The organism is Demequina sp. NBRC 110054 (genome assembly GCF_002090115.1).
Taxonomy (GTDB): Bacteria; Actinomycetota; Actinomycetes; order Actinomycetales; family Demequinaceae; genus Demequina.
This window is the reverse complement of the sequence record NZ_BBRK01000004.1, coordinates 1,629,865-1,655,800: the sequence shown is the minus strand read 5'-3', so window position 1 is coordinate 1,655,800 and position 25,936 is coordinate 1,629,865. Positions and strand designations below refer to the sequence as shown.

Below are 25,936 nucleotides of genomic sequence, written 5' to 3'. Positions count from 1 at the left end.
TTGTCGGGGACGTTACTTCTTGTAGGGCTGGTTCTCGGCGGCGGGCGGGCGCACGTGGCCCACGAGGCCCGCGACCGCGAAGATCGTCGCGAGGTACGGCAGCATCGCCAGGAACTGCGAGGGGATCGACGTGCCGATGATGCCGAACTGCTCGCGCAGCGAGTCGGCGAAGCCGAAGAACAGCGCCGCGGCGAGGGCGCCCTTGGGGCTCCAGCGGCCGAGGATCATCGCGGCGAGGGCGATGTAGCCCTTGCCTCCCGTCATCTCCTTGTTGAACGCGAGGCCCGAGGCGACGGTGAAGAACGCACCGCCGAGACCCGCGATCGCGCCGCCCAGGACGGTGTTGCGCACGCGCGTGCGGTTCACCTTGATGCCGACGGTGTCCGCCGCCTTGGGGTGCTCGCCGACGGAGCGGACGCGCAGGCCCCAGCGCGACTTGAACAGCATGATGTTGAGCACGATGACGAGCGCGTACATCGCGTAGACCAGCAGGTTCTGGTCGAAGAACACGGGGCCGATCACCGGGATGTCCGACAGCAGCGGGATGGGCAGGTCGGGAAGGCCGATGCGCTGGTTGAGGTCCGCGTTCTCCTTCATCATCGTGCCGTAGAAGAAGTTCGTGAGGCCCACCGCGAGCACGTTGAGCACGACACCGACGACGATCTGGTCCACCCAGTAGCGGACCGAGAACAGCGCGAGGAGCAGCCCGAGGAACGCTCCCGCGACCGGTGCGGCGATGAGGCCGATGTAGGCGCCCGCGGTGCTCGAGCCCGTGGCCGTCGCTGCGATGCTGCCGACGAGCGCGGCCATGAACGCGCCGGAGAGCAGTTGGCCCTCGATCGCGATGTTGACGATTCCCGAGCGCTCGCAGACCACGCCGGCGAGCGCGCCGAACACGAGCGGCGTCGCGAGGACGACCGCGCCGATGAGGAGGCCCGTGACCTGGATCGACGTCGAGCTCTTGCCCGCGCCTGCCCACACGAGGATCGCGAAGACGAGCGCGACGCCGTAGACGATCGGGAGCCACACGCCGAGCGTGCGGCGGTTCGCGACGGCCCAGGCCGACAGGCCCGCAAGCGCGAGCATCAGCAGCGTCGCGAGGATCACGAACAGCTGCGAGGGGGCGTGCCACACCGGGATCTGGATCGCGTCGTTCTTGCGGGAGAGCACGAAGCGGGTGACGGTGCCGCCGGGCGTGTCGAGCACGAGCAGGAGGAACGAGACGAGTCCGACCGCGCCGAGCAGGATCGGCATCTTCCAGCTCTTGGGAGTCTCGACGATGGCCTCCGGCTCGTGCGTCTGAGGGGCCTCGAGGGTCGCGGTCATGCTGCCACCACCTTCTCGTTCGTCGGGGTGGGCAATCGGAAGAGGAACCTCACGAGCGGAGGCGCCGCAATGAACAGCACGATGAGCGACTGGAGGATCAGCACGATGTCGACCGGGAGTCCGGCGGCGACCTGGAGCGTCGGGCCGGACGCCTTGAAGGCGCCGAACAGGATGCCGGCGAAGACTGTGCCCATCGGCCTCGAGCGGCCGAGCAGCGCGACGGTGATCGCATCGAAGCCGAACGATCCGGCGATGCCGGTCGTGAGCGACTTCTCGGTGCCGAGCATCTGCGCGGAGCCCGCGAGACCCGCGAGCGCACCCGCGATCGTCATGACCGCGATGATCCCGAAGGACACGTTCATGCCCGCGGTGCGCGCGGCGCGCGGGTTCGCGCCCACGGCACGGAAGCGGAAGCCCCACGTCGAGCGCTCCATGAGCCACCACACGCCGAACGCCGCGGCGATCGCGAGGAGGAAGCCCAGGTGGAGGCGGTAGCTCGAGCCGAGGATGAGCGGGTACTGCGCCGACGCGTCGATGATCGGCGACTGCAGGTTGTCCGAACCTGGGCGCTGGAAGGCGTCCTGGCTGAGGGCGAACGCGAGCAGGTTGGCGGCCACGTAGTTGAGCATGATCGTGACGATCACCTCGTGCGCGCCGGTCTTGGCCTTGAGGATGCCAGGGATGAAGCCCCAGATCGCTCCGCCGAGAGCGCTCGCCACGACCGCGACGAGCAGGTGGAGGCCGACCGGCAGGTGCCACGCGAAGCCGACCCAGCCGCCGAGCATCGCACCCATGATGATCTGGCCCTGCGCACCGATGTTGAACAGGCCCGCACGGAAGCCGATGCCGAGGCCCAGGCCCGCGAAGATCAGCGGGGTGGCCATCGTCAGCGTCTCGGTGAACGGCTTGAACTGCTGGACGAAGGTGTCCGCGCTGTAGTTCCACACGGAGCCGCGGAACATCGCGGTGTAGGCGCTCGAGACCGCGTCCCAGGCCGCGGAGAACGTGTCCATCGGGCGGGAGAAGAAGTAGCCCGCGGCCTCTCGGACGTCGGAGTCCGCGAAGATGATGAGCAGTCCGCCGATGATCATCGACGCGACGACCGCCATGACCACGACGAGCGCCGAGCTCTCGGCGATCTCCCTCAGGAGCCCGCGCCAGTCGCGCGAGCCCTCCGCTGGCGACTCGTCGTCCTTCTTCACTGCGTCGGCGCTCACGCGGCCGCCTCCTCGTGTGCTCCGGCCATCATGAGGCCAAGGGTGTCGCGATCGGTGTCGGGCGGGACGATGCCGACGATCTCGCCGTGGTACATCACCGCGATGCGGTCGGCGAGGGCGAGCACCTCGTCGAGCTCGGCGCTCACGATGATGACGGCCGCGCCGTTGTCTCGCTCGGCGATGATGCGCTTGTGGACGAACTCGATCGAGCCGACGTCCAGACCGCGCGTGGGCTGCGAGGCGATCAGCAGCTTGAGCGGGCGCGACATCTCGCGCGCGAGCACGACCTTCTGCTGGTTTCCGCCCGAGAGCGAACCTGCGGTCTGCTCGATCGACGTCGTGCGGACGTCGAACTGCTCGACGTGCTTCTCGGCCTCCTCCGCGATCGTCTTCGGCTGGAGTGCCATGCCCTTCGCGTAGGGCGCCACGTCGTGGAGGTCGAGGATCAGGTTGTTGGCGATCGTGAAGTTCGCCACGAGGCCGTCCTCGGTGCGGTCCTCGGGAACGAAGCCCATGCCCGAGTGCAGGGTCTCCTTGATCGACTTGCCGGTGAGCAGCTCGCCGTCGAGTGTCGCGGTGCCGCTCGTCGTCGGGACGACGCCGAGCAGCGCCTCCGCGAGCTCGGTCTGGCCGTTGCCCTGGACGCCCGCGATCGCGAGGATCTCCCCCGCGTGCACGTCGAAGCTCACGTGCTTGAGGCGCGCGATGCCATCCTCGTCGACGACGGAGAGGTCCTCGACCGCGAGCATGACGTCGCCGGGAGTCGCCGGATCCTTGTCGACGGTCATCGACACGTCGCGGCCGACCATGAGGGAGGCGAGCTCCTCCTGCGAGGCGGTGGGCTCGGCCGTGCCGACCACCTTGCCACGGCGGATCACCGTGATGGTGTCCGCGACGGCCTGCACCTCGCGAAGCTTGTGGGTGATGAGGACGACGGCCGTGCCCGCGTCACGAAGGTCCTTCACGATCGCGAGGAGCTCGTCGGTCTCCTGCGGGGTGAGGACGGCGGTCGGCTCGTCGAGGATGAGCACCTTCGCGTCGCGCGAGAGCGCCTTGATGATCTCGACGCGCTGCTGGGCGCCGACGGGCAGGTCCTCGATGACCGCGTCGGGGTCGACGTCGAACTTGAAGCGGTCGGAGATCTCCTTGACCTTGGCGCGTGCCGCCTGGATGTCCAGGAGCTTCGCGGGGCCCCTGACCTGCTCGTGGCCGAGCATGACGTTCTCCGCGACCGTGAAGGGCGGGACGAGCATGAAGTGCTGGTGAACCATGCCGATACCAGCGGCCATGGCGTCACCGGGGCCCTCGAAGTCCGTAGGCGCATCGTCCAGGAGGATCTCGCCCTCGTCGGCGTCATAGAGGCCGAAGAGCACGTTCATGAGCGTCGACTTGCCCGCGCCGTTCTCGCCCAGGAGGGCGTGGACCGTACCCGATTCGACCACCAGATCGATCGCGTCGTTCGCGGTGAAGGTGCCGAAGCGCTTCGTGATCCCCTTCAGTTCGAGCTTCACTCGTCACTGCCTTTCGAAGGTGTCCCAGTGCCCCCTGACCCGGGGCGTCGCACAGTGTCAGTCAAGCACGAGGGGCGCGCCGCGTCCACGCAGCGCGCCCCTCGCGTCGGACCTGGTCCGACAGGTGTTGCTTACGGCTCGATGGAGCCGTCGATGATGCCGGCCTTGATCTCCTCGAGCGCGGCGAGCGTGTCGTCGTCGAGAGCGCCATCGGCCCAGTCGGCCACGCCGACGCCCTCGTTCTCGAGCGTGCCGACGTAGTTCTCGTTGGTGAAGTTGCCGTTGGCAGCCTCAGAGACGACGTCGTAGACCGACGGGCCCATCTCCTTCAGGACCGAGGTCAGGATGATGTCCGCGTAGTCGGTCGCGGACAGCGTCCAGTCGGAGTCCACGCCGATGATCCAGGTGTCGCCGGCCTCCTGAGCGGCGGCGGCGGCACCGAGACCCACGGGGCCCGCGACCGGGAGGATGATGTCCGCACCCTGGTCGATGAAGCCCTGCGCGACCGACTGGCCCTTGGTCGTGTCGGAGAAGTCGTCGGTGAAGGAGCCGGTCTCGCCGTCCCAGCCGAGGACCTCGACGGCCGCGTCCATCTCCGAGTTGTAGTACTCGACGCCCGCGAGGAAGCCGTCCATGAAGATCGTCACGGTCGGGATCTGCATGCCACCGAAGGTGGCGACGACGCCGGTCTCCGAGGCGGCGGCGGCACCGTAGCCCGCGAGGAACGCGGCCTGGTCGGTCTCGTAGGTGAGGCCCTTGACGTTGTCGAGGGGCTCCTCGTACGAGGAGTCGATGATCGCGAAGTACGAGTCGGGGTTCGCCTCGGCCGCGGCGGCGGTCGCGTCGGCGAGCAGGTAGCCGACCGTGATGGTCAGGTCGCAGCCGTCGGCGACCATCGCGGAGATGTTCGGCTCGAAGTCGGCCTCGGAGGTCGACTCGGCGGTGTTGGTCTCGAGACCGAGGTCGGCGGCGACGGTCTGAAGACCCTCGTAACCGGCCTGGTTGAACGAGGCGTCGTCGAAGCCGCCCGAGTCCGAGACCATGCAGGCCTTGAAGTCGATCGAGGTGGTCGCCTCAGCGGACTCGGAGGCCGAGGACTCGGTCTCCTCCGGGGCGGCCGAGCAAGCGGCGAGCGCGAGCGCCGACACGGCGGCGAGCGCACCGAAGCGCGTCATGTTCTTCATGAGTGTGGTTCCTCACTATGTCTGGCCAAAGCGACGCCAGGCTATGCGTCGAACGCCACCCTACGCGCGAATTGTTTCGGAAAACTGCTCGTTATCAAGACGTGAGTAACGAATCGGTGACGATCCGGCACTTGGACGCAGGTTTGGACGGTCGTGAACTCCCTTGACCGACGTCTTGGACGCTCATCCAGCGTTGTTGGACACCCGGGCACACCGACCACCCCGCTGTGGGCTGACACGAGGCGAGCGCGGCGGACCCTAGAGTCCCGCGGACGCGTGCTTGACCGCCTGCGCCTGGGGGCGGGTCGTGATCAGCAGCGCCTCGTCGGTGATGACGACCACCGCGTCCTTCACCCCCACGATCGCGACGGGCTTGGTGCCCCCCATGACGAGCGCGCCAGGCGCGTCCACGAGCTTGACCGGCTCCTTGCGGTCGACCTTGATGAGGCCCTCGGAGTCCGGGGTGAGCATGCCCGCGAGCGAGTCGAAGTCGCCGATGTCGTGCCACCCGAGCGAGGCGGGCACCACGGCGACGCCGCCCTCGAGCGCGACGGGCTCGGCGATCGCGTTGTCGATCGCGATCTTGGTCAGCGTCGGCCACAGCTCGTCGAGCGTCGCGTCCCGCTCCGGGGTGTCCCATGCGGCGGCGATGCGGCGCACGCCGTCGTGGATCGCGGGCTGCAGGCGCTCGAGGTGCCCCAGCAGCACGTCGGTGCCGACCACGAACATTCCGGCGTTCCACACGTATCCGCCGTCGGCAAGCATCTGCGCGGCGGTCTCGGGGTCGGGCTTCTCGGTGAACTCCGCAACCTCCATCGCGCCATCGACGCCGTCCAGTCCCGGCCCCTGCTTGATGTAGCCGAAGGCGCTCGAGGGCTCGGTCGGCTGGATGCCGATCGTCACGATCTTGCCCGTGCGCGCGGCCTCGACCGCGGTCGTCACGGCGGTCGCGAAGGCCTCGGTCTCCGTGATGACATGATCCGCGGCGAACGAGCCCATGATCGACGGGCCGCGGCGCTGCTCGATGATCGCCGCCGCGAGCGCGATCGCCGCCATCGAGTCGCGCGGGCTCGGCTCGGAAATCAGATGATCGGCGGGCACCTGCGGCACCTGGGCGGCCACCGCGTCGGCGTGGCGCGCGCCGGTCACGATGTAGACCTCGTCGGTGAGCGCCGACAGGCGCGTCACCGTGTCCTGGATGAGGGTGCTGCCCGTGCCGAGCAGGTCCAGCAGGAACTTCGGTCGGGTGGGCTGCGAGAGGGGCCACAGCCGTGAGCCCACGCCCCCTGCGGGGACGACGGCGACGAGATCGGACGGAAGCGCGTGTCGAGCAGTCGTATCGGTCACAGACCCAAGACTAGGATGACGAATGGTTCACCCGTCAACGATGAAGGGATGCCCGTGTCCCCCGCACCAACGCTCTATCGCGGCCATGAAGGCATGTGGATGTGGCTCATCCACAGGTCGACTGGCGTCGCGATCTTCTTCTTCCTGCTCATCCATGTCCTCGACACGGCCCTCGTGCGCGTCTCGCCTGAGGCCTACAACGAGGTGATCGGCACCTACAAGACCCCGATCTATGGGCTCGTGGAGGCCGGCCTGGTCGCGGCGATCCTGATCCACGCGTTCAACGGGCTGAGGATCATCGCCGTGGACTACTCGACGTGGGCGCTGCGCCACCAGAAGAAGCTGGCATGGGGCGTATGGATCATCTTCGTGATCCTCATGGCGGGCTTCCTGCCGCGCCACCTCATGCACGTGTTCGGAGGTGCATGATGGCTGCCCCCGAGCTGATCGACCCCAAGCCCCGCATCCGGTCGGGTCGCACGCGCCGCAAGGCCGAGCGCTGGTCGTGGATGTTCATGCGCGGATCGGGCGCCTTCCTGATGGTGCTGATCTTCACGCATCTCTTCGTCAACCTCATGACCGGGGACGGCGTCAGCCAGATCGACTTCGCGTTCGTCGCAGGCAAGTGGGCCTCGCCCGTGTGGCAGGTGTGGGACCTGCTCATGCTGCTGCTCGCGATGCTGCACGGCGGCAACGGGATGCGCCTGCTGATCAACGACTACGCTCACAATAAGACCTGGCATTCGGTGCTCATGGGCGCGCTGGGCGTCGCGGTGACGGTCGTCATCGTCCTCGGCGCGCTGGTGATCTTCACCTTCGACCCGTGCCCCGTCGACGCCGACATGTCCCTGCTCCCCAGCTTCTGCGAGGATGTTCTTCAATGACCCTTCACGAGTACGACGTCGTCATCGTCGGCGCCGGTGGTGCCGGCATGCGCGCGGCCCTCGAGAGCTCGCAGCGGGCGCGCACCGCCGTGATCTCGAAGCTCTACCCCACGCGCTCCCACACGGGTGCGGCGCAGGGCGGCATCGCCGCCGCGCTGAGCAACGTCGAGGACGACAACGCCGAGTGGCACACGTTCGACACGATCAAGGGCGGCGACTACCTGGTCGACCAGGACGCGGCCGAGATCCTGTGCACCGAGGCGCCCCAGGCGGTGCTCGACCTCGAGAACATGGGCCTGCCGTTCAACCGGACCGAGGACGGTCACGTGGACCAGCGCCGCTTCGGCGGCCACACTCGCAACCACGGCGAGGCCGCGGTGCGTCGCGCCTGCTACTCGGCCGACCGCACGGGCCACATGATCCTCCAGACGCTGTACCAGCAGTGCATCAAGCAAGAGGTCGAGTTCTTCAACGAGTTCTACGTCCTCGAGCTGGTCCTGGACAAGGACCCGCAGTCCACCCCGGACGATGAGACGGTCTCGGTCGCCGGGGTCGTCGCCTACGAGCTCGCGACGGGCGAGGTCCACACGTTCCGCGCGAAGTCGGTGCTGTTCGCCACGGGTGGCGCCGGCAAGGTCTTCAAGACGACGTCGAACGCCCACACCCTCACGGGCGACGGCATGGCGATCGCGTTCAACGCGGGGCTTCCGCTCGAGGACATGGAGTTCTTCCAGTTCCACCCGACGGGCCTGGCCGGTCTCGGCATCCTGCTGTCGGAGGCCGCACGAGGCGAGGGCGGCATCCTGCGCAACAGCGAGGGCGAGCGCTTCATGGAGCGCTACGCGCCCACGATCAAGGACCTCGCGCCGCGCGACATGGTGGCGCGCGCGATGGCCAACGAGGTGCGCGAGGGCCGCGGCTGCGGTCCGCACAAGGACTATGTGCTCCTGGACCTCACTCACCTCGAGCCCGCGCACATCGACGCCAAGCTTCCCGACATCACGGAGTTCGCGCGCACATACCTGGGCGTCGAGCCCTACACCGAGCCCGTGCCTGTGTACCCCACCGCGCACTACGCGATGGGCGGCATCCCCACGACGGTCCACGGCGAGGTGCTGCGCAACAACACGAGCAAGGTGAACGGCCTCTACGCGGCCGGCGAGTGCGCATGCGTGTCCGTTCACGGCGCCAACCGCCTCGGCACCAACTCGCTGCTCGACCTCAACGTGTTCGGTCGCCGCGCGGGCATCGCCGCCGCGGAGCACGCGCTCGCCACGGACGAGGCCGCGCCGCTCGACGAGTCGGCGGCCACGCCGCTGATCGAGACTGTCGAGCGCCTGCGCTCGACAGTCGGCACAAGCGGCTCGGAATCGATCGCGGCGCTGCGCAAGGAGCTCCAGGAGACGATGGACAGGAACGCCCAGGTGTTCCGCGACGAGACGTCGCTCACCACGGCGCAGGAGGACATCGCGAGACTGCGCGAGCGTTACGCGAGCATCGCGATCCACGACCGAGGCAAGCGGTACAACACCGATCTGCTCGAGGCGATGGAGCTCGGCTTCCTGCTCGAGCTGTCCGCGGTCGTCGTGCTCGGCGCCCTCAATCGCAAGGAGTCCCGCGGCGGCCACTACCGCGAGGACTACCCCACCAGGGACGACGAGAACTTCATGCAGCACACCATGGTCTACGGCGAGGACGACGGGCTCCGGCTCGACTACAAGCCGGTCGTGGTGACGCGGTACCAGCCGATGGAACGCAAGTACTGAGAGGGAGGTTCACATGACTGCCACTGCCGACGCCACGACGCCCGCGGGCGAGGTCCCTTCCTTCGAGGTCACGCTCCGCATCCGCCGCATGAACCCCGAGGGCACCTCGGAGCACGCTGCGGGCGAGGAGTACTGGGAGGAGTTCCGCGTCAAGGCGCACGCGACCGATCGCGTGCTCGATGCGCTCCACATGGTCAAGTGGGACCAGGACGGCTCGCTCGCCTTCCGGCGGTCCTGCGCGCACGGCGTGTGCGGCTCCGACGCGATGCGCATCAACGCGCGCAACCGCCTCGCATGCAAGACGCTGCTCAAGGACCTCAACCCTGCGAAGCCCATCCTGATCGAGCCGATCAAGGGCCTGCCGGTGGAGAAGGACCTCATCGTCGACATGGAGCCGTTCTTCGCGTCGTACCGCGAGATCATGCCGTTCCTCATGACCGACGGGCCGGCCCCCGAGCGCGAGCGGCTGCAGACCCCCGCCGAGCGCGAGCGCTACGACGACACCACGAAGTGCATCATGTGCGCCGCGTGCACGTCGGCGTGCCCGGTGTTCTGGACCGACGGGCAGTTCTTCGGCCCGCAGGCGATCGTCGGCGCGCACCGCTTCATCTTCGACTCGCGCGACGAGGGCCAGTGGGACCGCCTCGAGGTCCTCAACGACAAGGCCGGGGTGTGGAAGTGCCGCACCGCGTTCAACTGCACCGAGGCCTGCCCGCGCGGCATCGAGGTGACGAAGGCGATCTCCGAGGTCAAGAAGGCTCTCAACACGGGCGAGATCTAGCCACTGCTGTGCGAGAGGGCCGGGACGCGCGTCGTCCCGGCCCTTTCGCTTCCCTCGCGGGCGAGCCCGCGTCGGCCGACCCCTAGATCGCGCAGGTCTCCATCGACAGGGTGGCCGACTCGGAGGTGTCGCCGTCGTAGAGGGTGAGCGCGGCGACGGCGTCGAGGCAGACGAACCCGCTGTCCCCGATCGGCAGGACGTCGTCGAGCTCCACGACCTGGTCCGTGTTCGCGGCGGTGAAGGACGACGTCGCCTGCGGACCGTCGGTGACCGCGGCGCCGTCCTCGAAGCCGAAGGACAGCTCCAGGGCGCACGTCGGCATGCTCTCGGTCGCGGGCACCTCAGCGCCCAGCGCGTCGGCCGCCGAGCAGCTGGGCTCGAAGCCCCAGCGCGCGTCGGCCGCGTCGATGACGACCGGAGCACCGCCGCAGCCGTCGGTGAACTCGAGCGCGAGCTTGGGCGACACGACGTCGGCGTCGACCTCGCCCGTGTCCGAGAAGCCCGCCGCCCACTGGCTGCCGTCGTCGTAGCCGCTGGCCTCTCCGACCAGCTCCCCCGACACCGTCCAGTGCACGCACACGTCGCCCACCAGCTCCTGGCCCGAGTCCTCGAACGAGGCGACGTAGTCGTAGGTCTCGACGTGCGGGGCGGCCGCCCAGATGGCGAAGCCCAGCACGATGGCCGCGACGACCGGCACTGCCAGCAGCAGCTTCGGCGCGGTCCTCAACGAGTCGATCACAGCATCCCCCTGGTCACGCACGGTCGGCTCCCCGAGCCGCCTGGTAACACCGAGTGTAGCGATTCCCATGAGGATCCACGCCGCGCCGCGGCTCGCCCGCTCAGCAGCACCGACGCACGAGCGCGCCCGCACTCGCGGAAGCACGCAAGGGCAGGGACCGGTCAGACGTGCGACTCGCGGATCGGGGCCTGCCCCGGCTTGCGCCGCACGGTCGCGCGCGCCGTCGTCACCTTCGTGTGGCGACCGCGGCGACCGGTGACGTAGTCGACGTGCGCGTCGTCGTCCGGCACGTCCGAGTAGTGGACCTGCCCCACCTCGGGGGCGACGTGATGCGCGCCGAGCCACGCGGCGCACATGAGGATGATGCGGTTCACGTAGTCGACGAAGACCATGAGGGTGATGATCGCCGCGAAGGGCGCGAGCACGGGACTCTCGGTCGAGCCGCTCACGACGTAGCTCACACCGATGCGGAGCACCCCGATCGCGAACGCGGCGACCAGGATGATCCACACGAGCCGCATCGACCAGCGGGCGCCACCGAGAACCATGAGGGCGAGCGCGACGTAGAGCATGTCGGCGACGATGCCGGCGCCGAAACCGATCAGCCGCACACCCCACCACGGCATCGCGACGTCGATCACGTCCGCGAACCACTCCGCCGCGCTCGTCGCGACCACCTGGATCGCCAGGCCGATGAGCGCGATCAGCACGAGCCCGACGAGCGCGCCCACGTCACGAAGCTTGCCCAGGACGGGCGAGGAGTACTCCTCCCCCAGCATCGTCCTGATGCTCGTGCGCATCCCCTTGATGAACCGCGTCGCGGTGTTGATGAGGACGAAGAACGAGATCACACCGACGATGCCCGCGACGGACGTCGCGCTGCCCGAGCCGAGGTCGTCGGGCTGGATGATCCCCGCGGTGTCATCGGTCTCGATGAGGCCGGGGACTGCGTTGCCCAGGAACTCGACGAGCGAGTCGCGCAGGTCCTCGTTGCCGGCGAGGAAGAGCGTGGCGAGCGTGGTCGCGACCACGAGGCCCGCGGCCACCGACGCGAGCGAGAAGTACGCGATGCCGGCCGAGAGCACGTTGCCGTTCTGGAGCGAGAAGCGCTTGAGCCCCTTGGCCCACGACGTCCGCTCCCACCACTCCTTGAGGCGCTTGCCGCGCTGGGCCGCATCCTTCGCCTGCGCGACGACCTCGTCCTTCTTCAGGGAGAGCGTGCTGGTGTCGGCCTCGTCGGCCATGGCGGTTCCCCCTTGGTGGCGGCGGTCGGATCAGCGATGCAGCGCGGGCAGCAGTCCCACTCGATCGTAGATGCGGTCCAGGGTGTTCTGCGCGATATGAGAGGCCTTGGCCGCACCGTCTGCCAGCACCTTGTCCAACCGCTCGGGGGACTCGATCCATTCCATGGCCGAGTCGTGGACGGGCGTGAGCGCCTCGACGACCACCTCGGCGAGGTCCACCTTGAGGTGGCCGTACATCTTGCCCTCGTACTCCGCCTCGAGCTCCGCGATGGTCTTGCCGGTGAACGCCGAGTAGATGCGCATGAGGTTGGACACGCCCGGCTTGTTCTCGTCGTCGTAGCGGATCACGGTGTCGGTGTCCGTGGTCGCGGACTTGATGTTCTTGGCGATCTTCTTGGGGTCCTCGAGGATCTCGATGAGGCCCTTGGGGCTCGACGCCGACTTCGACATCTTCTTGGTCGGCTCCTGGAGGTCCTGGATCTTGGCGACCTCCTTGACGATGTGCGGCTCGGGGACCGTGACGGTGCCCTCGCCCAGGCGCGTGTTGAGGCGCTGCGCGAGGTCGCGCGAGAGCTCGAGGTGCTGGCGCTGGTCCTCGCCGACCGGCACGACGTTCGTGTCGTACAGTAGGATGTCCGCGGCCATCAGCACCGGGTAGGTGAACAGGCCGACGTTCGTGCCGGACTCCCCCACCTTCGCCGACTTGTCCTTGAACTGCGTCATGCGGCCGGCCTCGCCCATGCCGGTGAACGTCGACAGGACCCACGCGAGCTCGGCGTGCTGAGGCACGTGCGACTGGACGAACAGCAGCGAGCGCTCAGGGTCCACGCCCGCGGCGAGGAACTGAGCCGCGGTGCGGCGCGTGCGGTCGCGCAGCACGGCGGGGTCGGGCGCGACGGTCAGCGCGTGCAGGTCCACGACCGAGTAGATCGCCTCGTGCGTCTCCTGGAGCTTGACCCACTGCACCAGGGCGCCGAGGTAGTTGCCGAGCTGGAGGGAGTCGGAGGTCGGCTGCATGGCCGAGAACACGCGCTGCTTCATGCAGCCATTCTGTCAAAGCCTCGGAGTGCCGAGCGACGATGCGGCGCTCGCCCTCGCGTCCATGGGCGGCGATCCGGCGGTTGCCGCCGGACCGAGAGAAGACGCTAGGTCGACTCGGGGTCGTACGGGGCGACGGCGTCGCGCTTGACGGCGAGCGGGTGACGCTTGCGCGGCACGCCGGGCCGGGTCTCCTCGACGGGCAGCGGCGGCTCCTCGGCGAGGGCCTCCTTGACGATGCGCCGCGGGTCGTACTGGCGCGGGTCGTACTGCTTCCAGTCGACGTCGGGCGCCTCGGCGGTCAGCGTCTGCTTGCCCTCGCGAATCATGTCGCGGCCCCGGCGCACGAGGCCGCGCAGCTGCTGGGCGTACTCGGGCAGGCGCTGGGGGCCGATCACGATCATCGCAAGGACGATGATGATCAGCAGCTCGCTGCCGTTGATGTCGAACACGGGTCTATTGTGCCGTGCCTTGCGCGGGCCGGGAAGCACCCGGCCCGCGCAGGGACTGGAACCTGATCAGCGGCCCGGCAGCTCGGGGAGCTCGTCGGGGAGCTGGAAGCCCTCGTCGGAGCCGGAGTCGTCGCCGAAGCCGTCGTCGGAGCTGTCTGACTCGGACTCCTCGCTGTCGTCGCTGAAGACCACGTCCTCGTTCGAGGACAGCGTCACCGTGACGTCCTCCTCGGAGTCGCCCGACTGGATCGTGAGGACGACGTCGTCGCCGGGCGCCTTGGCGCGGATCGCGACGATGAGCTCGTCGGAGGCGGTGACGGGTCGACCGTCGATCGCGGTGATGATGTCGCCGGGCTCGATGCCCGCCTCGTCTGCCGGGCTGCCGGAGACGACGCCGCCGTCGATATCGGCGACCTGGACGCCCTCGCCGGTGTAGGTGCTGTCGAGCTGCACGCCGATGACCGGGTACGTGGCCACGCCGGTCTCGATGAGCTCCTCGGCGGTGCGTCGCGCCTGGTTCGACGTGATGGCGAAGCCCAGGCCGATCGAGCCCGAGCTGTCCGTCGAGGTGGACAGCGTGGCGATCGCGCTGTTGATGCCGATCACCTCGCCGTCGGCGTTGAGCAGCGGGCCACCGGAGTTGCCGGGGTTGATGGCCGCGTCGGTCTGGATCGCGTCGACGAACGCCGTGGTGCTCGACTCGGAGGTGGTCACGGGACGGTGCAGCGCCGAGACGATGCCGGTCGTGACCGTGGACTCGAGGCCGAGCGGGGAGCCGATCGCGACGACGCTCTCGCCGACGACGACCTCGTCGGAGTCGGCGAGCACGAGCGGGGTGTGGCCCGTCTCGTCGATGTGGACCACGGCGAGGTCGTACTCCTCGGACGAGCCGACGACGGTGCCCTCGGTCTCGCTGCCGTCCGCCTGGACCACGTTGACCGTGCCGCCGGAGTCGGCGACGACGTGCGCGTTGGTGAGGATGTAGCCGTCCTCGCGGATGAAGAAGCCCGAGCCCTCGGACGCGACGGAGCCGTTCTCGACGACCTCGATCACGACCACGGACTCGGTGACTGTCGCGGCGATCGACACCACGTCGATGTCGGCCGAGGACGAGCTCGTGGCCGTCGTGCCCGAGTCGTCGTCGGAGGAGGACTCGGGCAGCGTGCTCGAGGTGCTCGCCGTGCTCGAGTCGTCGTCTGCGCCGAGCGTCGCGCCGTAGAGGGCCGCGCCGCCGAACCCGGCGACCCCTCCGAGCACGAGCGCGCCGATGGCGATCGCGGCGACGGTGCCCCTGCGCACCCTGCCGGTGACGGTCTGCGTCTTGGCGGGCGGCGCGTACTGCTGCGGGGTGGCGGCGAAGGTCTCGGCGGTCGTCGATCCCGGCGGGGTGTACGCGCCGGATCCGGCGGGAGCGGCCGCGACGGCGCCGGGCGCCGCGTACGCGGTGGCGGCGTACGGCCCCGTGGGGGCGACCCGGGTCGGCTCCTGCGAGGAGGTCGCCGCGGCCTCGGCGGGGGCGAGCTCCGAGGTGGAGTCCGCCGTCGGGGGAAGCTCAGCCGTCGTGTCCGCCGTCGGGGGCAGCTCCGCCGTGGCGTCCGCGGGCGTGCCGGGCGTCGCGGGGAGAGTCTCCGTGGCGTCGGGCGTCGCGGGAAGGGTCTCGGTCGCATCCGCGGTGGCGGGCAGCGTCTCGGTCACCTCAGCCTGCTCGTGGCCGGGCACGGACTGAGGCTGCTCGTCCGCCGTCCCCGAGGAAGGGGCATCGGAGGACGGGGTGCCGGCGGACGGGGCGCCGAAAGGCGACGGCGCGGCGAACGGCGAGGTGGGCTGCGGGTCCTGCGAGGGCGCGCCGTCCTCAGGCTTCTGGGAGTCGTTCATGGGGAGTGCTGGCTCTTTCAGTCGGTGCCGATGAACGCATCGGCGATTTCAACAAGTCCGGAGGAGAGGCGGTCGACGAGCCCTGGCTCGTCGTCCAGCGGGAACGCCCCGGCGACGTTCACCAGCGTCGTGGTGTCGCATCCCTCGCACGAGGCGGTGATGACGAAGTCGCCGTTCTCCCACACGACCGTGGTGGACGATCCGTGGACCAGGTACAGGGTGAGGCTGTCAGTCGTGATCGTCGGCAGGTCGGAGAAGCCCGCACCGAGCCGCGCGCGGCGCTCGGTCACGACGACCGTGTCGGACCCGGCGGCGAGCGTCATGATGAGGCCCTCGGAGCCGTCCGAGAGCGACATCACCGTGCCCCCGATCGCCTTGAGGTCCGAGTCCGAGTCGAAGGGGTTCGACCAGCCGTGGAGCTCGTCCGGGCTGCTGAGGTCGGCGGAGGCGTAGGAGGCCACCGCGGTCCCCGAGGAGTCGGTCGTGCCGGTCGACGCGACCTCCGCGGAGTAGGTCTCGGGCGCGCCTGCGACGTACGCGGCGCCGACGCCTCCGACCACCGCGACGAGCGCGCCGAGCGTGAGCAGGCGCGGACGGTGGTCCGGCGGGCGGACCGCCTTGACGTGGTGAGGGTCCTCCTGCGCGGCGATCTCGGCCATGCGGTCGCGGTCGAGCAGCTGCTTCGCGAACGACATGTCGATGCCGGCGGGCGAGCTCGTGAGGCGCTCGCGCGCGTCCCTCAGCTCCCCGTAGCGGCCGTTGCACTCCTCGCACGAGGCGAGGTGGGCCATCGCCTCCGCGGTCGCCTTCGCATCGAGGCGACCGTCGAGGAGGTCGTGCACGGACCGCCCGAGGTGCTTTCCTGTCATCCGTCGCTCCGCGCGGGCGCCCGGTGCGCGAGGGACTCGCGCAGCTTCGCCCTGGCACGCGACAGGCGCGAGCGGACCGTGCCCATCTTGATGCCGAGCGTCGCGGCGATCTCCTCGTAGGAGAGGCCCTCGATGTCGGACAGCACGACCGCGGCGCGGTACTCGGGCTGAAGGTCGGCGAGCGCGGCAACGATGTCGTCACCGAGGTTCGCCATGTCGAACGCGTCCTCGGGCTGCCCCGAGCGCTCGTGACGGTCGAAGCTCTCGGAGGTCGAGACGGCCGCGTCGTCGTCCGCCATGAAGTCGAAGCGGATGCGCTTCTTGCGGCGCATGCGGTCGAGGAAGAGGTTCGTGGTGATGCGGTGCAGCCAGCCCTCGAACGTGCCGGGCTTGTACTGCGACAGCGAGTTGAACACGCGGACGAACACGTCCTGCGTGAGGTCCTCCGCATCGTGCTGGTTTCCCGTGAGGTGGTACGCGAGACGGTAGACCCGTCCCGAGTGCTCCTCGACGATGCGCTCCCAGGTGAGCTCCTCCGGCAGCGCCGGAGCAGCCTCGACCGAGGCTGGGGTGGTGGCCGTGGTCATCGCCTCGCCTCCTTCTGCTTCGTTCCAACGCCTTGCTGCCATTTCATGTTCCCACGCCCCTCGCCGCGCATCGCGCCGATGGGCGCCGATCTGCGGCAACTCTGAGGGACCGCGCCCGATACGATGCCCAGGTAAGGGGAGGTGCCATGACCAACGAGGCTGCCAACTGGGCCTATGCCGAGGACTTCCTGGCCGAGGACCGCGCGCTGCTCGCGGCGCGCGACGCGGCCGAGGAGCTCGGATGCGTGCCCGTGCTGCCCGCCGTCGGCCGGACGCTGCAGGTGCTCGCGCGCACCCTGGGCGCGCGCTCGGTCGTCGAGATCGGCACGGGAGCGGGCGTGGCGGCCATCCATCTGCTGCGCGGCATGACGCCCACGGGCGTGCTGACCACGATCGACGTCGAGTCGGAGCATCACAAGGCGGCGCGCAGGGCGATCGTCGCAGCCGGCTTCGCTCCCGAGCGGGCACGGATGATCACGGGTCGCGCGCTCGAGGTGCTGCCCCGCCTCACCGACGGCGGCTACGACATGGTGCTGATCGACGCGGCGAAGGCCGAGTACCCCATGTATCTCGAGCATTCGCTGCGGCTCCTGCGGGTCGGCGGGGTGCTCGCGATCGACAACGCGCTGTGGCACGGCAGGGTCGCCGATCCCGCCCAGCGAGACGAGGAGACCACGGCGATCCGCGTCACCCTCAAGGCCGTGCGCGAGAACGAGGCGCTGACGCCGGTGCTGCTCACCGCAGGCGATGGCCTGCTGGTGGCGCTGAAGGACTCCGACGCGGCCTGAGGCGGGTCGGAGTCGACCCGCGCGACGCGGGTCGAGGAGACTACTGGAGCGCTGACTGAAGCGCGTCGCCGAGCTCCTTGACCTCGTCGGCGTTGATCTCCACGACCAGGCGGCCGCCACCCTCGAGAGGCATGCGCAGCACGTAGCTGCGGCCTTCCTTCACGACCTCCATGGGGCCGTCACCGGTACGAGGCTTCATTGCGGCCATCGTCTGCCACTCCTTGGGTCCTTGCGGTCGCGCGGCGCGCAACGCTCGTGTCATTCTACGTGTTTGGGCAGACGCGCCCCAAATCCCTCGCCGACGCGCACGCCCAAGCTGCGTCGGAGAGACCCCGCCGACGGATCAGTCGACCGCGACCTTGAGCTCGGTCGTCACGTGGTCGACCGCGTCCTCCGGGTCGTCGGTCACGCGGATCAGGTCCATGTCGCCCGGCGCGATCTTCCCGTCGGCGACCATCGTGCCGTGCAGCCAGTCGACCAGCCCGCCCCAGTACTCCTTGCCGACGAGCGCGATCGGGAACCTGTCGATCGTGCCGGTCTGCACGAGCGTCAGCGCCTCGAACAGCTCGTCCATGGTCCCGAAGCCGCCCGGCAGCGCGATGAAGCCCTGCGCGTACTTCACGAACATCGTCTTGCGCGCGAAGAAGTAGCGGAAGTTGATCCCGAGGTTCACGTAGGAGTTCATGCCCTGCTCGTGCGGCAGCTCGATGCCGAGCCCCACGGACACTCCCCCGGCCTCGTGGGCGCCCTTGTTCGCGGCCTCCATGATTCCCGGGCCGCCGCCCGTGATGGTCGCGTAGCCGCGCTCGGCGAGGAGGCGTCCGACCGTGACCGCGTGCCCGTAGTCCTCGGCGTCGACCTGCGAGCGAGACGAGCCGAACACCGTGATCGCGGGCCCGAGCTCCGCGAGCGCGCCGAAGCCCTCGACGAACTCCGACTGGATGCGCAGCACGCGCCATGGATCGTCGTGCAGCCAGCTCGGGCTGTCCTGCTCGCCGAGCAGCCGCCCGGACGTGCTCGTGGTGGGGACGTTGCGCCCGCGCAGCAGCACGGGACCCTTGCGGTACTCGGTCATGGTGACCTCCCGGGGTGGACGGCTTCCTTGGATCAGGACGATGCGGTGGACAGGGGCGGTTCTGGGACGCGGACGATGCGGCCCGCACCCGTGGGTCAGGACGTGAGCCAGGCCTCCAGCCCCGCGCGGACGTCGCGGATCTGGCTCACGGGGCAGCGCTCCTGGTCGGCGTGCGCGAGCTCGGGGTCGCCCGGGCCGTAGTTGACCGCGGGGACGCCGAGCGCGCCGAAGCGCGACACATCCGTCCAGCCGAGCTTCGCGCGAGGCGGCTCGACGCCCGTCGCCACGACTGCGTCGACGAAGGACTGCGCGAGCGGCACGTCGAGGCCCGGCCTGCAGCCCTCGGCCCGGTCGGTCACGACGATGCGGTGCTCACCCGCTCCCGAGGCCGCGACGACGTCGGACACGTGCGCGATCGCCTGGTCGGCGCTCTTGTCGGGAGCGAAGCGGTAGTTGATCGTGACGGTGCACTCGTCGGGCACCACGTTGCCGGCGATGCCTCCGCTCACGCCGACGGCGTTGAGGCCCTCGCGGTACGACAGCCCGTCGACCTCGACCGTCTGCGCCTCGTAGGCCGCGAGCGCGGTCAGCACGGGCGCCGCAGCATGGATCGCATTGACGCCCTTCCACGAGCGGGCGCTGTGCGCGGCGACGCCGGGCAGCACCACGTCGACCCGGATGGTGCCGTTGCAGCCCCCCTCGATGGTCGCGCTGGTCGGCTCGCCGAGCACCGCGAAGTCCCCCTGCAGCAGGTCGGGACGCTCACGCGACACGTGGCCGAGCCCGTTGCGGGTCTCCTCGACCTCCTCCTGGTCGTAGAACACCCACGTGACGTCGCGCGTCGGCTCGGTGAGAGAGGCCGCCAGCGAGAGCTGCACCGCGACCCCGGACTTCATGTCCACGGTGCCGCGACCCCACAGCGTCCCCCCGTCGTCGTCCCAGCGCCCGGGGACGTTGTCCTTGATCGGGACCGTGTCCAGGTGCCCGGCGACGACCACGCGCTCGGCGCGGCCCAGCATCGTCCTGGCGACGATGTTGTTGCCGAGCCGGGTGACCTCGAGGTGGGCGCACGCGCGCAGCGCGGTCTCCACATCGTCGGCGATCGCGAGCTCGTCGCCCGAGACGGACGGGATGTCGACGAGCGCCTTGGCGAGCGCCTCGACGGGTGCGGTGAGGTCCAGCGTCATACGGCCACCCTAGCCGCGCCGCCTGACGCTCCCGTCACCGGGCGACAGGACGATGCGCCCAGCGCCACACCAGCCATGTCGCCAGTCCTCCGATCAGCAGGCGGAAGCCGAGCGGGAGGACGATCATGACGCCCAGGACCCGCTCCGGCGCATCGCCGACCTCTCCGACGTAGCGGACGCCGTCGATGATCGCGTCGAGCAGCCACGCGATCGCGAGCGCCGTGACCACGAGAGCGACGAGTCGTCGGCGACCGGAGCGCGGAGTCACGAAGACCGCGCTCTCCGCCTCGAGCTCGACGCGGTCCCTCGGCCAGAACTCCGGCTCCCACTCCGCATCTCGGCGGGGAAGCGTCGCGGGCTCCCAGCCGGGCGCCTCGTCATCACTCTCACGCGCGGCATCGCCGCCGCGGGCGGGCGCGGTCGCGGCGTCCTCGTCGCCGTCGCGCGCCGGCCCCTCTGCCTCCATGGGGCGAGCCTAACCACGTCGCGTGCTCAACTACGCTGGGACGCATGACTCGCATGGCCTACGCATACGGACTCGCCACCATCGACGCCTCCGGCACGGTGCTCGACACCTGGTACCCCGCCCCCGTCCTCGCGGCCGCCCCCGACGGGCACAGCGCGCCCGCGGAGCTGACTGCGGCCGAGCGCACCGACGACCTGCGCGCGGTGAATGTCGAGGTCGTGTTCAAGGAGATCGACATCGATGCGGCCCCGGCCGACGTGTCGGACGCCTACCTGCGCCTTCACCTCCTGTCCCACCGGCTGATCCAGCCGAACGGGCTCAACCTGGACGGCCTGTTCGGCACGCTCACAAACGTCGTGTGGACCTCCGAGGGTCCGTGCGCGGTCGAGGGCTTCGAGGCCGTGCGCACGCGCATGCGCGCCGCGGGCAGGCACCTCACCGTGTTCGGGGTCGACAAGTTCCCGCGCATGGTCGACTACGTCGTGCCGTCGGGCGTCCGCATCGCCGACGCCGACCGCGTGCGCCTCGGCGCCCACCTCGCCGAGGGCACGACCGTCATGCACGAGGGCTTCTGCAACTTCAACGCCGGCACGCTCGGCGTGAGCATGGTCGAGGGCCGCATCTCTCAGGGCGTCGTGATCCACGACGGCGCCGACGTGGGCGGCGGCGCGTCGATCATGGGCACGCTGTCGGGCGGAGGCAAGGAGGTCGTGTCCGTCGGCGCGCGCTCGCTGCTCGGCGCGAACTCGGGCCTGGGCATCGCGCTCGGCGAGGACTGCGTGATCGAGGCGGGCCTCTACGTCACCGCGGGCACCAAGGTCACGCTCAAGGGCCGCACCGACGACGACGGCAACCCCGTGGTCGTGAAGGCCCGCGAGCTCTCCGGCCAGGACGGCATCATGTTCTGGCGCAACTCCGTGACCGGCGCCATCGAGGCCGTCGCGCGCGAGGGCAAGGGCATCGAGCTCAACTCCGCGCTGCACGCCAACTGATGGCAGAGCGCCCGCGTCGGAGAGGGGCGAGGGCGCTCGCGTTCCTGGTCTTCGTCGCCGTCGCGGTCGCGGGCGTCGTGTGGGGTCCCGAGCTGTGGGAGCGGCACGGTGACCGCCTGTCCACCCAGCGGTGCACGGTCACGTTCGACGGCGAGAGCCACACGCTGACGGCCGAGCAGGCCGACAACGCGGCGATCATCGCGGCGCGCTCGGTGCCCGCGGGCCTGCGCGCCCGCGCGGTGACGATCGCGCTTGCGACGGCCGTCCAGGAGTCGGGTCTGCGCAACATCGAGTACGGGGACCGCGACTCGCTCGGCCTGTTCCAGCAGCGCCCCTCGCAGGGCTGGGGCACCGAGGAGGAGGTGCTCGACGTCCGCTACGCGGCCGATGCCTTCTACGCCGCGCTCGTGAAGGTCTCGGACTGGGACCAGATGGAGATCACCGACGCCGCGCAGGCCGTCCAGCGCAGCGGCTTCCCCGAGGCCTACGCCGATCACGAGCCCGAGGCGCGGCTGTGGGCCACCGCGCTGCGCGGCTACGGCGGACCGGACGCCGTCTCGTGCGACATCTCCACGCCCGACCCCTCGACGGCCGCCGACTTTGCCGCACGACTCTCGGCCGACTTCGGCGGAGGCGTCTACGACGTCGCGGTCACGGGCATGGGCGCCTCGACGTCCGTGCGGATCACCGCGAGGGACGGCTCGGAGGTGACCCGCGACCAGGTCGCGGCGTGGGCCGTCGCGACCGCGAGCACCACCGGAGCGACCGCGGTGACGACGTCGGACAGCTCGTGGAGCATCGACCAGGGCACGACGACGACGGGCGACGACTCGCTCGGCGACGCGGTCGAGGTCGCCCTCAGGACCGAGGCGGAGGCGACCGCGTCGGAGGGCTGACCCGCGTTCGGAGTCAGTTCCGTGGTCCCTCTCGATCGTCTGCGTCGGCGGCCTCCGCGAACGCCTCCAGGTCGGCGGCAAGACGCGCGATCCGAGAGGGATCCCAGTCGACCAAGACGCGTGCGAGCCTCGCGACGCGGAAGTCGAGCGCCTGAGCGTCAAGCTCGCGCCCGGCGTCGGTGAGCAGCACCTCGACTCGCCTGCCGTCCTCGAGGCTCGTCGCGCGTGTCACCAAGCCCGCGCCCTGAGCGCGGTCGACGAACCGGGTGGCAGTGGTGGGCGCAACCCGCAGCTCCGAAGCGACGGCGCCCACGGTGGCCCGCCCGCCCTGACGACTCACAGCGTCGATGACGAGCACGGTCGACATCTCGAAGCGTCCGACCTCGACGTCAACCGCCGAGCCGGATACGAACCTCCGCAGCTGCATGAGGGCTAGGTCGATCCCTTCGAGGCGCGCGCGGAGATAGTCATCAAGATCCGTCCCACCCATATATGTACCGTACATACATCTTTGGTGAATCGCAGCGGACATCGATCCCAGCCCGTCCCCATCGACCATGTCTCCGGCCGCAGCGCGGCGCGAATCGCGTGAGGACGTCCTGCGCTTCCGTAGGGGCGTCACCGGTGTCGCCGCGATCCTTGGCGCCTGCACCCGCGCACGACGCCCGCACCACACTCAGACCCCACGATGCTCTCCGGGGAGTCCCCCGCGCCGAATCCTGGTTCGGCGCGCATGCCTCCGCGTGGAACCAGTGGGGAACTGAGGCCTACTGGCCCTCGGCCTTGCGCTTCATCTTGAGGTACTCGCGCTCGATCCGGTCCTCGGTCACCTGGCCCGCGCCGGGCAGGAACGCGTTGGCCGCCACGAAGATCAGCGCGATACCCATGCCAAGCATGGCCCACACCGGCCAGAAATAGCCGCCGCCGTTCATCCACCACACGAGCGTGAGGATGCCCCACACCACCACGCACACGACCAGGTACCAGTAGAAGCCGTTGCGGGCCTCCACGCGCCGCTTCGCCTCGCGCCGCAGTCCGTCGTCGTCCATGGCGCTCTCCCCTCGCAGTTCTCCTGCTTCCACGGTATCGCCGCTGGACGGCGATGGCGCGGGCGGGGAGGGCCAGGATGGGAAGGCACCGACTGGCGGAGAGGGCCGGGATGGGAGGGCGAGGCTGGGAAGGCGCCGGCGGGCTGGGAAGGCGCCGGCGGGCTAGAGCTCGCGGTCCTCCATGAGCACGTAGTCGCGGTTGACCTCGCCGGTGTAGATCTGGCGCGGACGGCCGATCTTGGTGCGCGGGTCGTTCATCATCTCGCGGTAATGCGCGATCCAGCCAGGCATGCGGCCCAGCGCGAACAGCGGGGTGAACATCGTGTGCGGGAAGCCGATCGCCGAGTACAGCAGACCCGTGTAGAAGTCGACGTTCGGGTAGAGCTTGCGCTCGATGAAGTACTCGTCGCTGAGCGCGATCTCCTCGAGGCGCTTGGCCATCTCGAAGGTCTCGTTGTCGCCGCCGAGCTTCTCGAGCACACTGTCGGCGACGCCCTTCACGACCGCGCCGCGCGGGTCGTAGGACTTGTAGACGCGGTGGCCGAAGCCCATGAGGCGCGCACCCTCGGCCTTGTCCTTGACCTTCGCGACGAACTGCTCGACCGTGTCGCCGCTCTCCTTGATCTGGTCGAACATGCGCAGCGCCGCCTCGTTGGCGCCACCGTGCAGCGGGCCCGAGAGCGCCGTCACGCCGGCCGCGACGGAGGCGTAGATGTTGGCCTGCGACGAGCCGACGATGCGGACGGTCGACGTCGAGCAGTTCTGCTCATGGTCGGCGTGCAGGATCAGCAGCAGGTCGACCGCGCGGCGGACCTCGGGGTCGATGTCGACCTCGCCGGAGCCATCCGAGAACGCGATGCGCAGGAACTCGTCCACGTAGTGGCCGCCGCGCTTCGGCTCGATGAGCTCGCCGCCGCGTCCGCGGCGCTGGAGGTACGACACGACCGTCGCGGTCTTCGCGAGGAGCTGGACCGTCGCAAGCTCGGTCTCGTAGTCGCCGCGGCCCACGGACTCGGGGTAGAAGGTGCTGAGCGCGCTCAGGGCGCCCGAGAGCACCGCCATGGGGTGCGCGTCACGCGGGAACGCGTTGAGGAACGCCTTCATGCCCTCGTGCAGGTGCATGTGGCGGGACACACGGTTGTTGAGCGACGCGAGCTGGTCCCGGTTGGGGAGCTCGCCGTGGATCAGGAGGTGCGCGACCTCGAGGAACGTCGACTGCTCGGCGAGCTGCTCGATCGGGTAGCCGCGGTAGCGCAGGATGCCCGCGTCACCGTCGATGTACGTGATGTCGCTCGAGCACGATGCCGTATTCATGAAGCCCGGGTCGACCGTGACGAGCCCCGTGTCCTTGAGCAGGGTGGGGATCGCGAATCCGTCGTTGCCCACGCTGGCACGCTCGATCTCCAGGTCTCGGGCGACTCCGTCAACCGTCAGCTGTGCATTCTCAGCGTGGACCATGGGACTCCTTCCAGACGACGCGCGAGCGCCTTGGGTGGGTGGGGCGGCACTGCCCCGGATGGCTTCTTGGCGGTGAGTTTACCGTTAGTTTGCCAGTCGGCGCACTGCCTCGCCGATTCTCTCGTCCGTGGCGGTGAGAGCGATCCGCACGTGCCGACGGGCGGCCTCGCCGTAGAACTCCCCCGGGGCCACGATGATGCCCCGGTCCGCCAGTTCGCCCAGCGTAGCCCAGCAGTCCTCGTCCCGGGTAGACCACAGATAGAGGCCCGCGTGCGAGCCCTCGACCCGGAAGCCGAACTGCTCGAGCGCGGGCTTCAGGGCGTCACGACGGGCGCGGTAGACCTCGCGCTGCGCTGCGACGTGCGCATCGTCCGCGAGAGCGGCGGCCATGGCGGCCTGGACCGGAGCAGGCATGAGGAAGCCCGCGTGCTTGCGCACCTCGAGCAGACGCTTCACAAGCACCGGGTCGCCCGCGACGAATGCGGCACGGTAGCCCGCGAGGTTCGACTGCTTCGAAAGCGAGTACACCGACAGCAACCCCTCATGGCTGCCTCCGGCGACTGCAGGGTCGAGGATCGACGGCACGCCCTCGCGAACCCACGGCTCGTCCCACGGGAGCTCCGCGTAGCACTCATCGGAGGCGACGACGGCGCCGATCTCGCGGGCGGCCTCGACGATGCGCCTCAGCTCCTCGCGCGACAGCACGCCGCCCGTCGGGTTCGACGGCGAGTTGACCCACACCAGGCGCACCGAGCGATCTCCGGCCCAGGTGTCGACGTCGTCACCGGCCCGCGGGGTCGCGCCCGCGAGGCGCGCCCCGACGTCGTAGGTGGGATAGGCCGCCGCCGGGTGGACGACCGTGTGGCCCTCACCGATCCCGAGCAGCGCGGGCAGGAGCGCGACCATCTCCTTGGAGCCGATCGTCGGCAGCACGCCGGCGGGGTCCAGGTCAGGCACGCCGCGGCGCCTCGAGTACCAGGCGGCGACGGTCTCGCGCAGCGGCGCGGTGCCGTAGGTCTGGGGGTAGCCCGGCGCGTCCGCTGCGGCGATCAGCGCATCGCGGACCACCTGGGGCGTCGGATCGACGGGGGTGCCGACCGAGAGGTCGACGACCCCGTCAGGGTGCGCCGCCGCCCTCTCGCGGAAGGGGACGAGCGAGTCCCACGGAAAGTCCGGCAGCGCGGACGGGTGCAGCGCCACGGGCG

The 25,936-nt window shown here is 69.7% G+C and carries 27 protein-coding genes; 7 read left to right on the top strand and 20 right to left on the bottom strand.

The window, feature by feature from the left end:
* Nucleotides 1-12: 12 nt before the first annotated feature.
* From B7K23_RS07630 to B7K23_RS07610, 5 genes are all read right to left on the bottom strand, one after another.
* Nucleotides 13-1,326, bottom strand: coding sequence for an ABC transporter permease (locus B7K23_RS07630; RefSeq protein ID WP_084125743.1), 1,314 nt, complete (start codon nt 1,324-1,326; stop codon nt 13-15).
* Nucleotides 1,323-2,543: an ABC transporter permease gene (locus B7K23_RS07625; protein ID WP_375730877.1), complete on the bottom strand. Its 1,221-nt coding sequence runs from the start codon at nt 2,541-2,543 to the stop codon at nt 1,323-1,325. Before B7K23_RS07625 ends, B7K23_RS07630 begins: the two co-directional genes overlap by 4 nt.
* Nucleotides 2,540-4,054, bottom strand: a complete 1,515-nt coding sequence (locus B7K23_RS07620) for an ABC transporter ATP-binding protein (protein WP_084125742.1) — start codon at nt 4,052-4,054, stop codon at nt 2,540-2,542. The genes B7K23_RS07625 and B7K23_RS07620 overlap by 4 nt, the downstream gene beginning before the upstream one ends.
* A 131-nt stretch (nt 4,055-4,185) precedes the next feature.
* Complete coding sequence (locus tag B7K23_RS07615; RefSeq protein ID WP_084125741.1) at nt 4,186-5,238, bottom strand: BMP family protein; 1,053 nt, start codon at nt 5,236-5,238, stop codon at nt 4,186-4,188.
* A 258-nt stretch (nt 5,239-5,496) separates the two neighbouring features.
* Nucleotides 5,497-6,585, bottom strand: coding sequence for a mannose-1-phosphate guanylyltransferase (locus B7K23_RS07610; RefSeq protein WP_084125740.1), 1,089 nt, complete (start codon nt 6,583-6,585; stop codon nt 5,497-5,499).
* Nucleotides 6,586-6,633: 48 nt separating this feature from the next.
* On the opposite strand from B7K23_RS07610, the gene sdhC reads away from it, so the two are divergent.
* From sdhC to B7K23_RS07590, 4 genes are read left to right on the top strand one after another with little or no spacing between them, the layout of a single operon-like run.
* Nucleotides 6,634-7,014 carry a succinate dehydrogenase, cytochrome b556 subunit gene (sdhC, locus tag B7K23_RS07605; RefSeq protein WP_084125739.1) on the top strand — a complete coding sequence of 127 codons (381 nt, stop codon included), beginning with the start codon at nt 6,634-6,636 and terminating at the stop codon, nt 7,012-7,014.
* Nucleotides 7,011-7,469, top strand: a complete 459-nt coding sequence (locus tag B7K23_RS07600; protein ID WP_143338148.1) for a succinate dehydrogenase — start codon at nt 7,011-7,013, stop codon at nt 7,467-7,469. The genes sdhC and B7K23_RS07600 overlap by 4 nt, the downstream gene beginning before the upstream one ends.
* Nucleotides 7,466-9,235, top strand: a complete 1,770-nt coding sequence (gene sdhA / locus B7K23_RS07595) for a succinate dehydrogenase flavoprotein subunit (protein WP_084125737.1) — start codon at nt 7,466-7,468, stop codon at nt 9,233-9,235. The genes B7K23_RS07600 and sdhA overlap by 4 nt, the downstream gene beginning before the upstream one ends.
* A 13-nt stretch (nt 9,236-9,248) precedes the next feature.
* Nucleotides 9,249-10,016, top strand: a complete 768-nt coding sequence (locus tag B7K23_RS07590) for a succinate dehydrogenase iron-sulfur subunit (protein ID WP_084125736.1) — start codon at nt 9,249-9,251, stop codon at nt 10,014-10,016.
* A gap of 82 nt (nt 10,017-10,098) precedes the next feature.
* Here the strand turns inward: B7K23_RS07590 and B7K23_RS07585 are convergent, their stop codons facing one another.
* From B7K23_RS07585 to sigE, 7 genes are all read right to left on the bottom strand, one after another.
* On the bottom strand, nt 10,099-10,824 hold the full coding sequence (locus B7K23_RS07585) for a hypothetical protein (protein ID WP_143338147.1): 726 nt from the start codon (nt 10,822-10,824) through the stop codon (nt 10,099-10,101).
* Between the two features lie 92 nt (nt 10,825-10,916).
* Nucleotides 10,917-11,999, bottom strand: a complete 1,083-nt coding sequence (locus tag B7K23_RS07580; RefSeq protein WP_084125734.1) for a YihY/virulence factor BrkB family protein — start codon at nt 11,997-11,999, stop codon at nt 10,917-10,919.
* 30 nt (nt 12,000-12,029) lie between these two features.
* A complete protein-coding gene (trpS, locus tag B7K23_RS07575) occupies nt 12,030-13,040 on the bottom strand; it encodes a tryptophan--tRNA ligase (protein WP_084125733.1) in 1,011 nt (336 codons plus the stop codon).
* A gap of 104 nt (nt 13,041-13,144) precedes the next feature.
* A complete protein-coding gene (locus B7K23_RS07570) occupies nt 13,145-13,489 on the bottom strand; it encodes a twin-arginine translocase TatA/TatE family subunit (RefSeq protein ID WP_084125732.1) in 345 nt (114 codons plus the stop codon).
* A 66-nt stretch (nt 13,490-13,555) separates the two neighbouring features.
* Complete coding sequence (locus B7K23_RS07565; RefSeq protein WP_084125731.1) at nt 13,556-15,364, bottom strand: S1C family serine protease; 1,809 nt, start codon at nt 15,362-15,364, stop codon at nt 13,556-13,558.
* Between the two features lie 17 nt (nt 15,365-15,381).
* Entirely contained in the window at nt 15,382-16,233 is an 852-nt protein-coding gene (locus B7K23_RS07560) for an anti-sigma factor (RefSeq protein ID WP_084125730.1), read from the bottom strand.
* Complete coding sequence (gene sigE, locus B7K23_RS07555; RefSeq protein ID WP_234996442.1) at nt 16,230-16,820, bottom strand: RNA polymerase sigma factor SigE; 591 nt, start codon at nt 16,818-16,820, stop codon at nt 16,230-16,232. Before sigE ends, B7K23_RS07560 begins: the two co-directional genes overlap by 4 nt.
* A 146-nt stretch (nt 16,821-16,966) precedes the next feature.
* Here sigE and B7K23_RS07550 point away from each other — a divergent pair, with 146 nt between their 5' ends.
* Nucleotides 16,967-17,608, top strand: coding sequence for an O-methyltransferase (locus B7K23_RS07550; RefSeq protein ID WP_084125728.1), 642 nt, complete (start codon nt 16,967-16,969; stop codon nt 17,606-17,608).
* A 40-nt stretch (nt 17,609-17,648) separates the two neighbouring features.
* Here the strand turns inward: B7K23_RS07550 and B7K23_RS07545 are convergent, their stop codons facing one another.
* The 4 genes from B7K23_RS07545 to B7K23_RS07530 form a co-directional block, all read right to left on the bottom strand.
* A complete protein-coding gene (locus B7K23_RS07545; RefSeq protein ID WP_083979979.1) occupies nt 17,649-17,816 on the bottom strand; it encodes a DUF3117 domain-containing protein in 168 nt (55 codons plus the stop codon).
* A gap of 135 nt (nt 17,817-17,951) precedes the next feature.
* Complete coding sequence (locus tag B7K23_RS07540) at nt 17,952-18,683, bottom strand: TIGR00730 family Rossman fold protein (protein WP_084125727.1); 732 nt, start codon at nt 18,681-18,683, stop codon at nt 17,952-17,954.
* A 95-nt stretch (nt 18,684-18,778) separates the two neighbouring features.
* The gene (dapE, locus tag B7K23_RS07535) at nt 18,779-19,870 is read right to left on the bottom strand and encodes a succinyl-diaminopimelate desuccinylase (protein ID WP_084125726.1); all 1,092 of its coding nucleotides are present in this window, start codon (nt 19,868-19,870) and stop codon (nt 18,779-18,781) included.
* A 34-nt stretch (nt 19,871-19,904) separates the two neighbouring features.
* Nucleotides 19,905-20,336: a hypothetical protein gene (locus B7K23_RS07530; RefSeq protein WP_084125725.1), complete on the bottom strand. Its 432-nt coding sequence runs from the start codon at nt 20,334-20,336 to the stop codon at nt 19,905-19,907.
* A 44-nt stretch (nt 20,337-20,380) separates the two neighbouring features.
* On the opposite strand from B7K23_RS07530, the gene dapD reads away from it, so the two are divergent.
* Nucleotides 20,381-21,328 carry a 2,3,4,5-tetrahydropyridine-2,6-dicarboxylate N-succinyltransferase gene (dapD, locus tag B7K23_RS07525; protein ID WP_084125724.1) on the top strand — a complete coding sequence of 316 codons (948 nt, stop codon included), beginning with the start codon at nt 20,381-20,383 and terminating at the stop codon, nt 21,326-21,328.
* Nucleotides 21,328-22,224, top strand: a complete 897-nt coding sequence (locus B7K23_RS07520) for a hypothetical protein (protein WP_084125723.1) — start codon at nt 21,328-21,330, stop codon at nt 22,222-22,224. Before dapD ends, B7K23_RS07520 begins: the two co-directional genes overlap by 1 nt.
* A 13-nt stretch (nt 22,225-22,237) precedes the next feature.
* Here B7K23_RS07520 and B7K23_RS07515 read toward each other — a convergent pair whose 3' ends face one another.
* From B7K23_RS07515 to dapC, 4 genes are all read right to left on the bottom strand, one after another.
* Entirely contained in the window at nt 22,238-22,714 is a 477-nt protein-coding gene (locus B7K23_RS07515; RefSeq protein WP_159451354.1) for a MarR family winged helix-turn-helix transcriptional regulator, read from the bottom strand.
* 277 nt (nt 22,715-22,991) lie between these two features.
* Nucleotides 22,992-23,273 (bottom strand): 2TM domain-containing protein, encoded by a 282-nt coding sequence (locus tag B7K23_RS07510; RefSeq protein WP_084125721.1) that lies wholly within the window; start codon nt 23,271-23,273, stop codon nt 22,992-22,994.
* A 162-nt stretch (nt 23,274-23,435) separates the two neighbouring features.
* The gene (locus B7K23_RS07505; RefSeq protein WP_084125720.1) at nt 23,436-24,731 is read right to left on the bottom strand and encodes a citrate synthase; all 1,296 of its coding nucleotides are present in this window, start codon (nt 24,729-24,731) and stop codon (nt 23,436-23,438) included.
* Nucleotides 24,732-24,815: 84 nt separating this feature from the next.
* The gene (dapC, locus tag B7K23_RS07500) at nt 24,816-25,931 is read right to left on the bottom strand and encodes a succinyldiaminopimelate transaminase (protein WP_084125719.1); all 1,116 of its coding nucleotides are present in this window, start codon (nt 25,929-25,931) and stop codon (nt 24,816-24,818) included.
* Nucleotides 25,932-25,936 lie beyond the last annotated feature (5 nt).

What these genes read in the sequence shown, in the direction of transcription:
- B7K23_RS07630 (WP_084125743.1), bottom strand. Translation starts at nt 1,326, where the DNA reads ATGACCGCGACCCTCGAGGCCCCTCAGACGCACGAGCCGGAGGCCATC.
- B7K23_RS07615 (WP_084125741.1), bottom strand. Translation starts at nt 5,238, where the DNA reads ATGAAGAACATGACGCGCTTCGGTGCGCTCGCCGCCGTGTCGGCGCTC.
- sdhC (WP_084125739.1), top strand. Translation starts at nt 6,634, where the DNA reads ATGCCCGTGTCCCCCGCACCAACGCTCTATCGCGGCCATGAAGGCATG.
- B7K23_RS07600 (WP_143338148.1), top strand. Translation starts at nt 7,011, where the DNA reads ATGATGGCTGCCCCCGAGCTGATCGACCCCAAGCCCCGCATCCGGTCG.
- sdhA (WP_084125737.1), top strand. Translation starts at nt 7,466, where the DNA reads ATGACCCTTCACGAGTACGACGTCGTCATCGTCGGCGCCGGTGGTGCC.
- B7K23_RS07590 (WP_084125736.1), top strand. Translation starts at nt 9,249, where the DNA reads ATGACTGCCACTGCCGACGCCACGACGCCCGCGGGCGAGGTCCCTTCC.
- B7K23_RS07585 (WP_143338147.1), bottom strand. Translation starts at nt 10,824, where the DNA reads ATGGGAATCGCTACACTCGGTGTTACCAGGCGGCTCGGGGAGCCGACC.
- B7K23_RS07580 (WP_084125734.1), bottom strand. Translation starts at nt 11,999, where the DNA reads ATGGCCGACGAGGCCGACACCAGCACGCTCTCCCTGAAGAAGGACGAG.
- trpS (WP_084125733.1), bottom strand. Translation starts at nt 13,040, where the DNA reads ATGAAGCAGCGCGTGTTCTCGGCCATGCAGCCGACCTCCGACTCCCTC.
- B7K23_RS07565 (WP_084125731.1), bottom strand. Translation starts at nt 15,364, where the DNA reads ATGAACGACTCCCAGAAGCCTGAGGACGGCGCGCCCTCGCAGGACCCG.
- B7K23_RS07560 (WP_084125730.1), bottom strand. Translation starts at nt 16,233, where the DNA reads ATGACAGGAAAGCACCTCGGGCGGTCCGTGCACGACCTCCTCGACGGT.
- sigE (WP_234996442.1), bottom strand. Translation starts at nt 16,820, where the DNA reads ATGACCACGGCCACCACCCCAGCCTCGGTCGAGGCTGCTCCGGCGCTG.
- B7K23_RS07550 (WP_084125728.1), top strand. Translation starts at nt 16,967, where the DNA reads ATGACCAACGAGGCTGCCAACTGGGCCTATGCCGAGGACTTCCTGGCC.
- B7K23_RS07545 (WP_083979979.1), bottom strand. Translation starts at nt 17,816, where the DNA reads ATGGCCGCAATGAAGCCTCGTACCGGTGACGGCCCCATGGAGGTCGTG.
- B7K23_RS07540 (WP_084125727.1), bottom strand. Translation starts at nt 18,683, where the DNA reads ATGACCGAGTACCGCAAGGGTCCCGTGCTGCTGCGCGGGCGCAACGTC.
- dapE (WP_084125726.1), bottom strand. Translation starts at nt 19,870, where the DNA reads ATGACGCTGGACCTCACCGCACCCGTCGAGGCGCTCGCCAAGGCGCTC.
- B7K23_RS07530 (WP_084125725.1), bottom strand. Translation starts at nt 20,336, where the DNA reads ATGGAGGCAGAGGGGCCGGCGCGCGACGGCGACGAGGACGCCGCGACC.
- dapD (WP_084125724.1), top strand. Translation starts at nt 20,381, where the DNA reads ATGACTCGCATGGCCTACGCATACGGACTCGCCACCATCGACGCCTCC.
- B7K23_RS07520 (WP_084125723.1), top strand. Translation starts at nt 21,328, where the DNA reads ATGGCAGAGCGCCCGCGTCGGAGAGGGGCGAGGGCGCTCGCGTTCCTG.
- B7K23_RS07515 (WP_159451354.1), bottom strand. Translation starts at nt 22,714, where the DNA reads ATGGGTGGGACGGATCTTGATGACTATCTCCGCGCGCGCCTCGAAGGG.
- B7K23_RS07510 (WP_084125721.1), bottom strand. Translation starts at nt 23,273, where the DNA reads ATGGACGACGACGGACTGCGGCGCGAGGCGAAGCGGCGCGTGGAGGCC.
- B7K23_RS07505 (WP_084125720.1), bottom strand. Translation starts at nt 24,731, where the DNA reads ATGGTCCACGCTGAGAATGCACAGCTGACGGTTGACGGAGTCGCCCGA.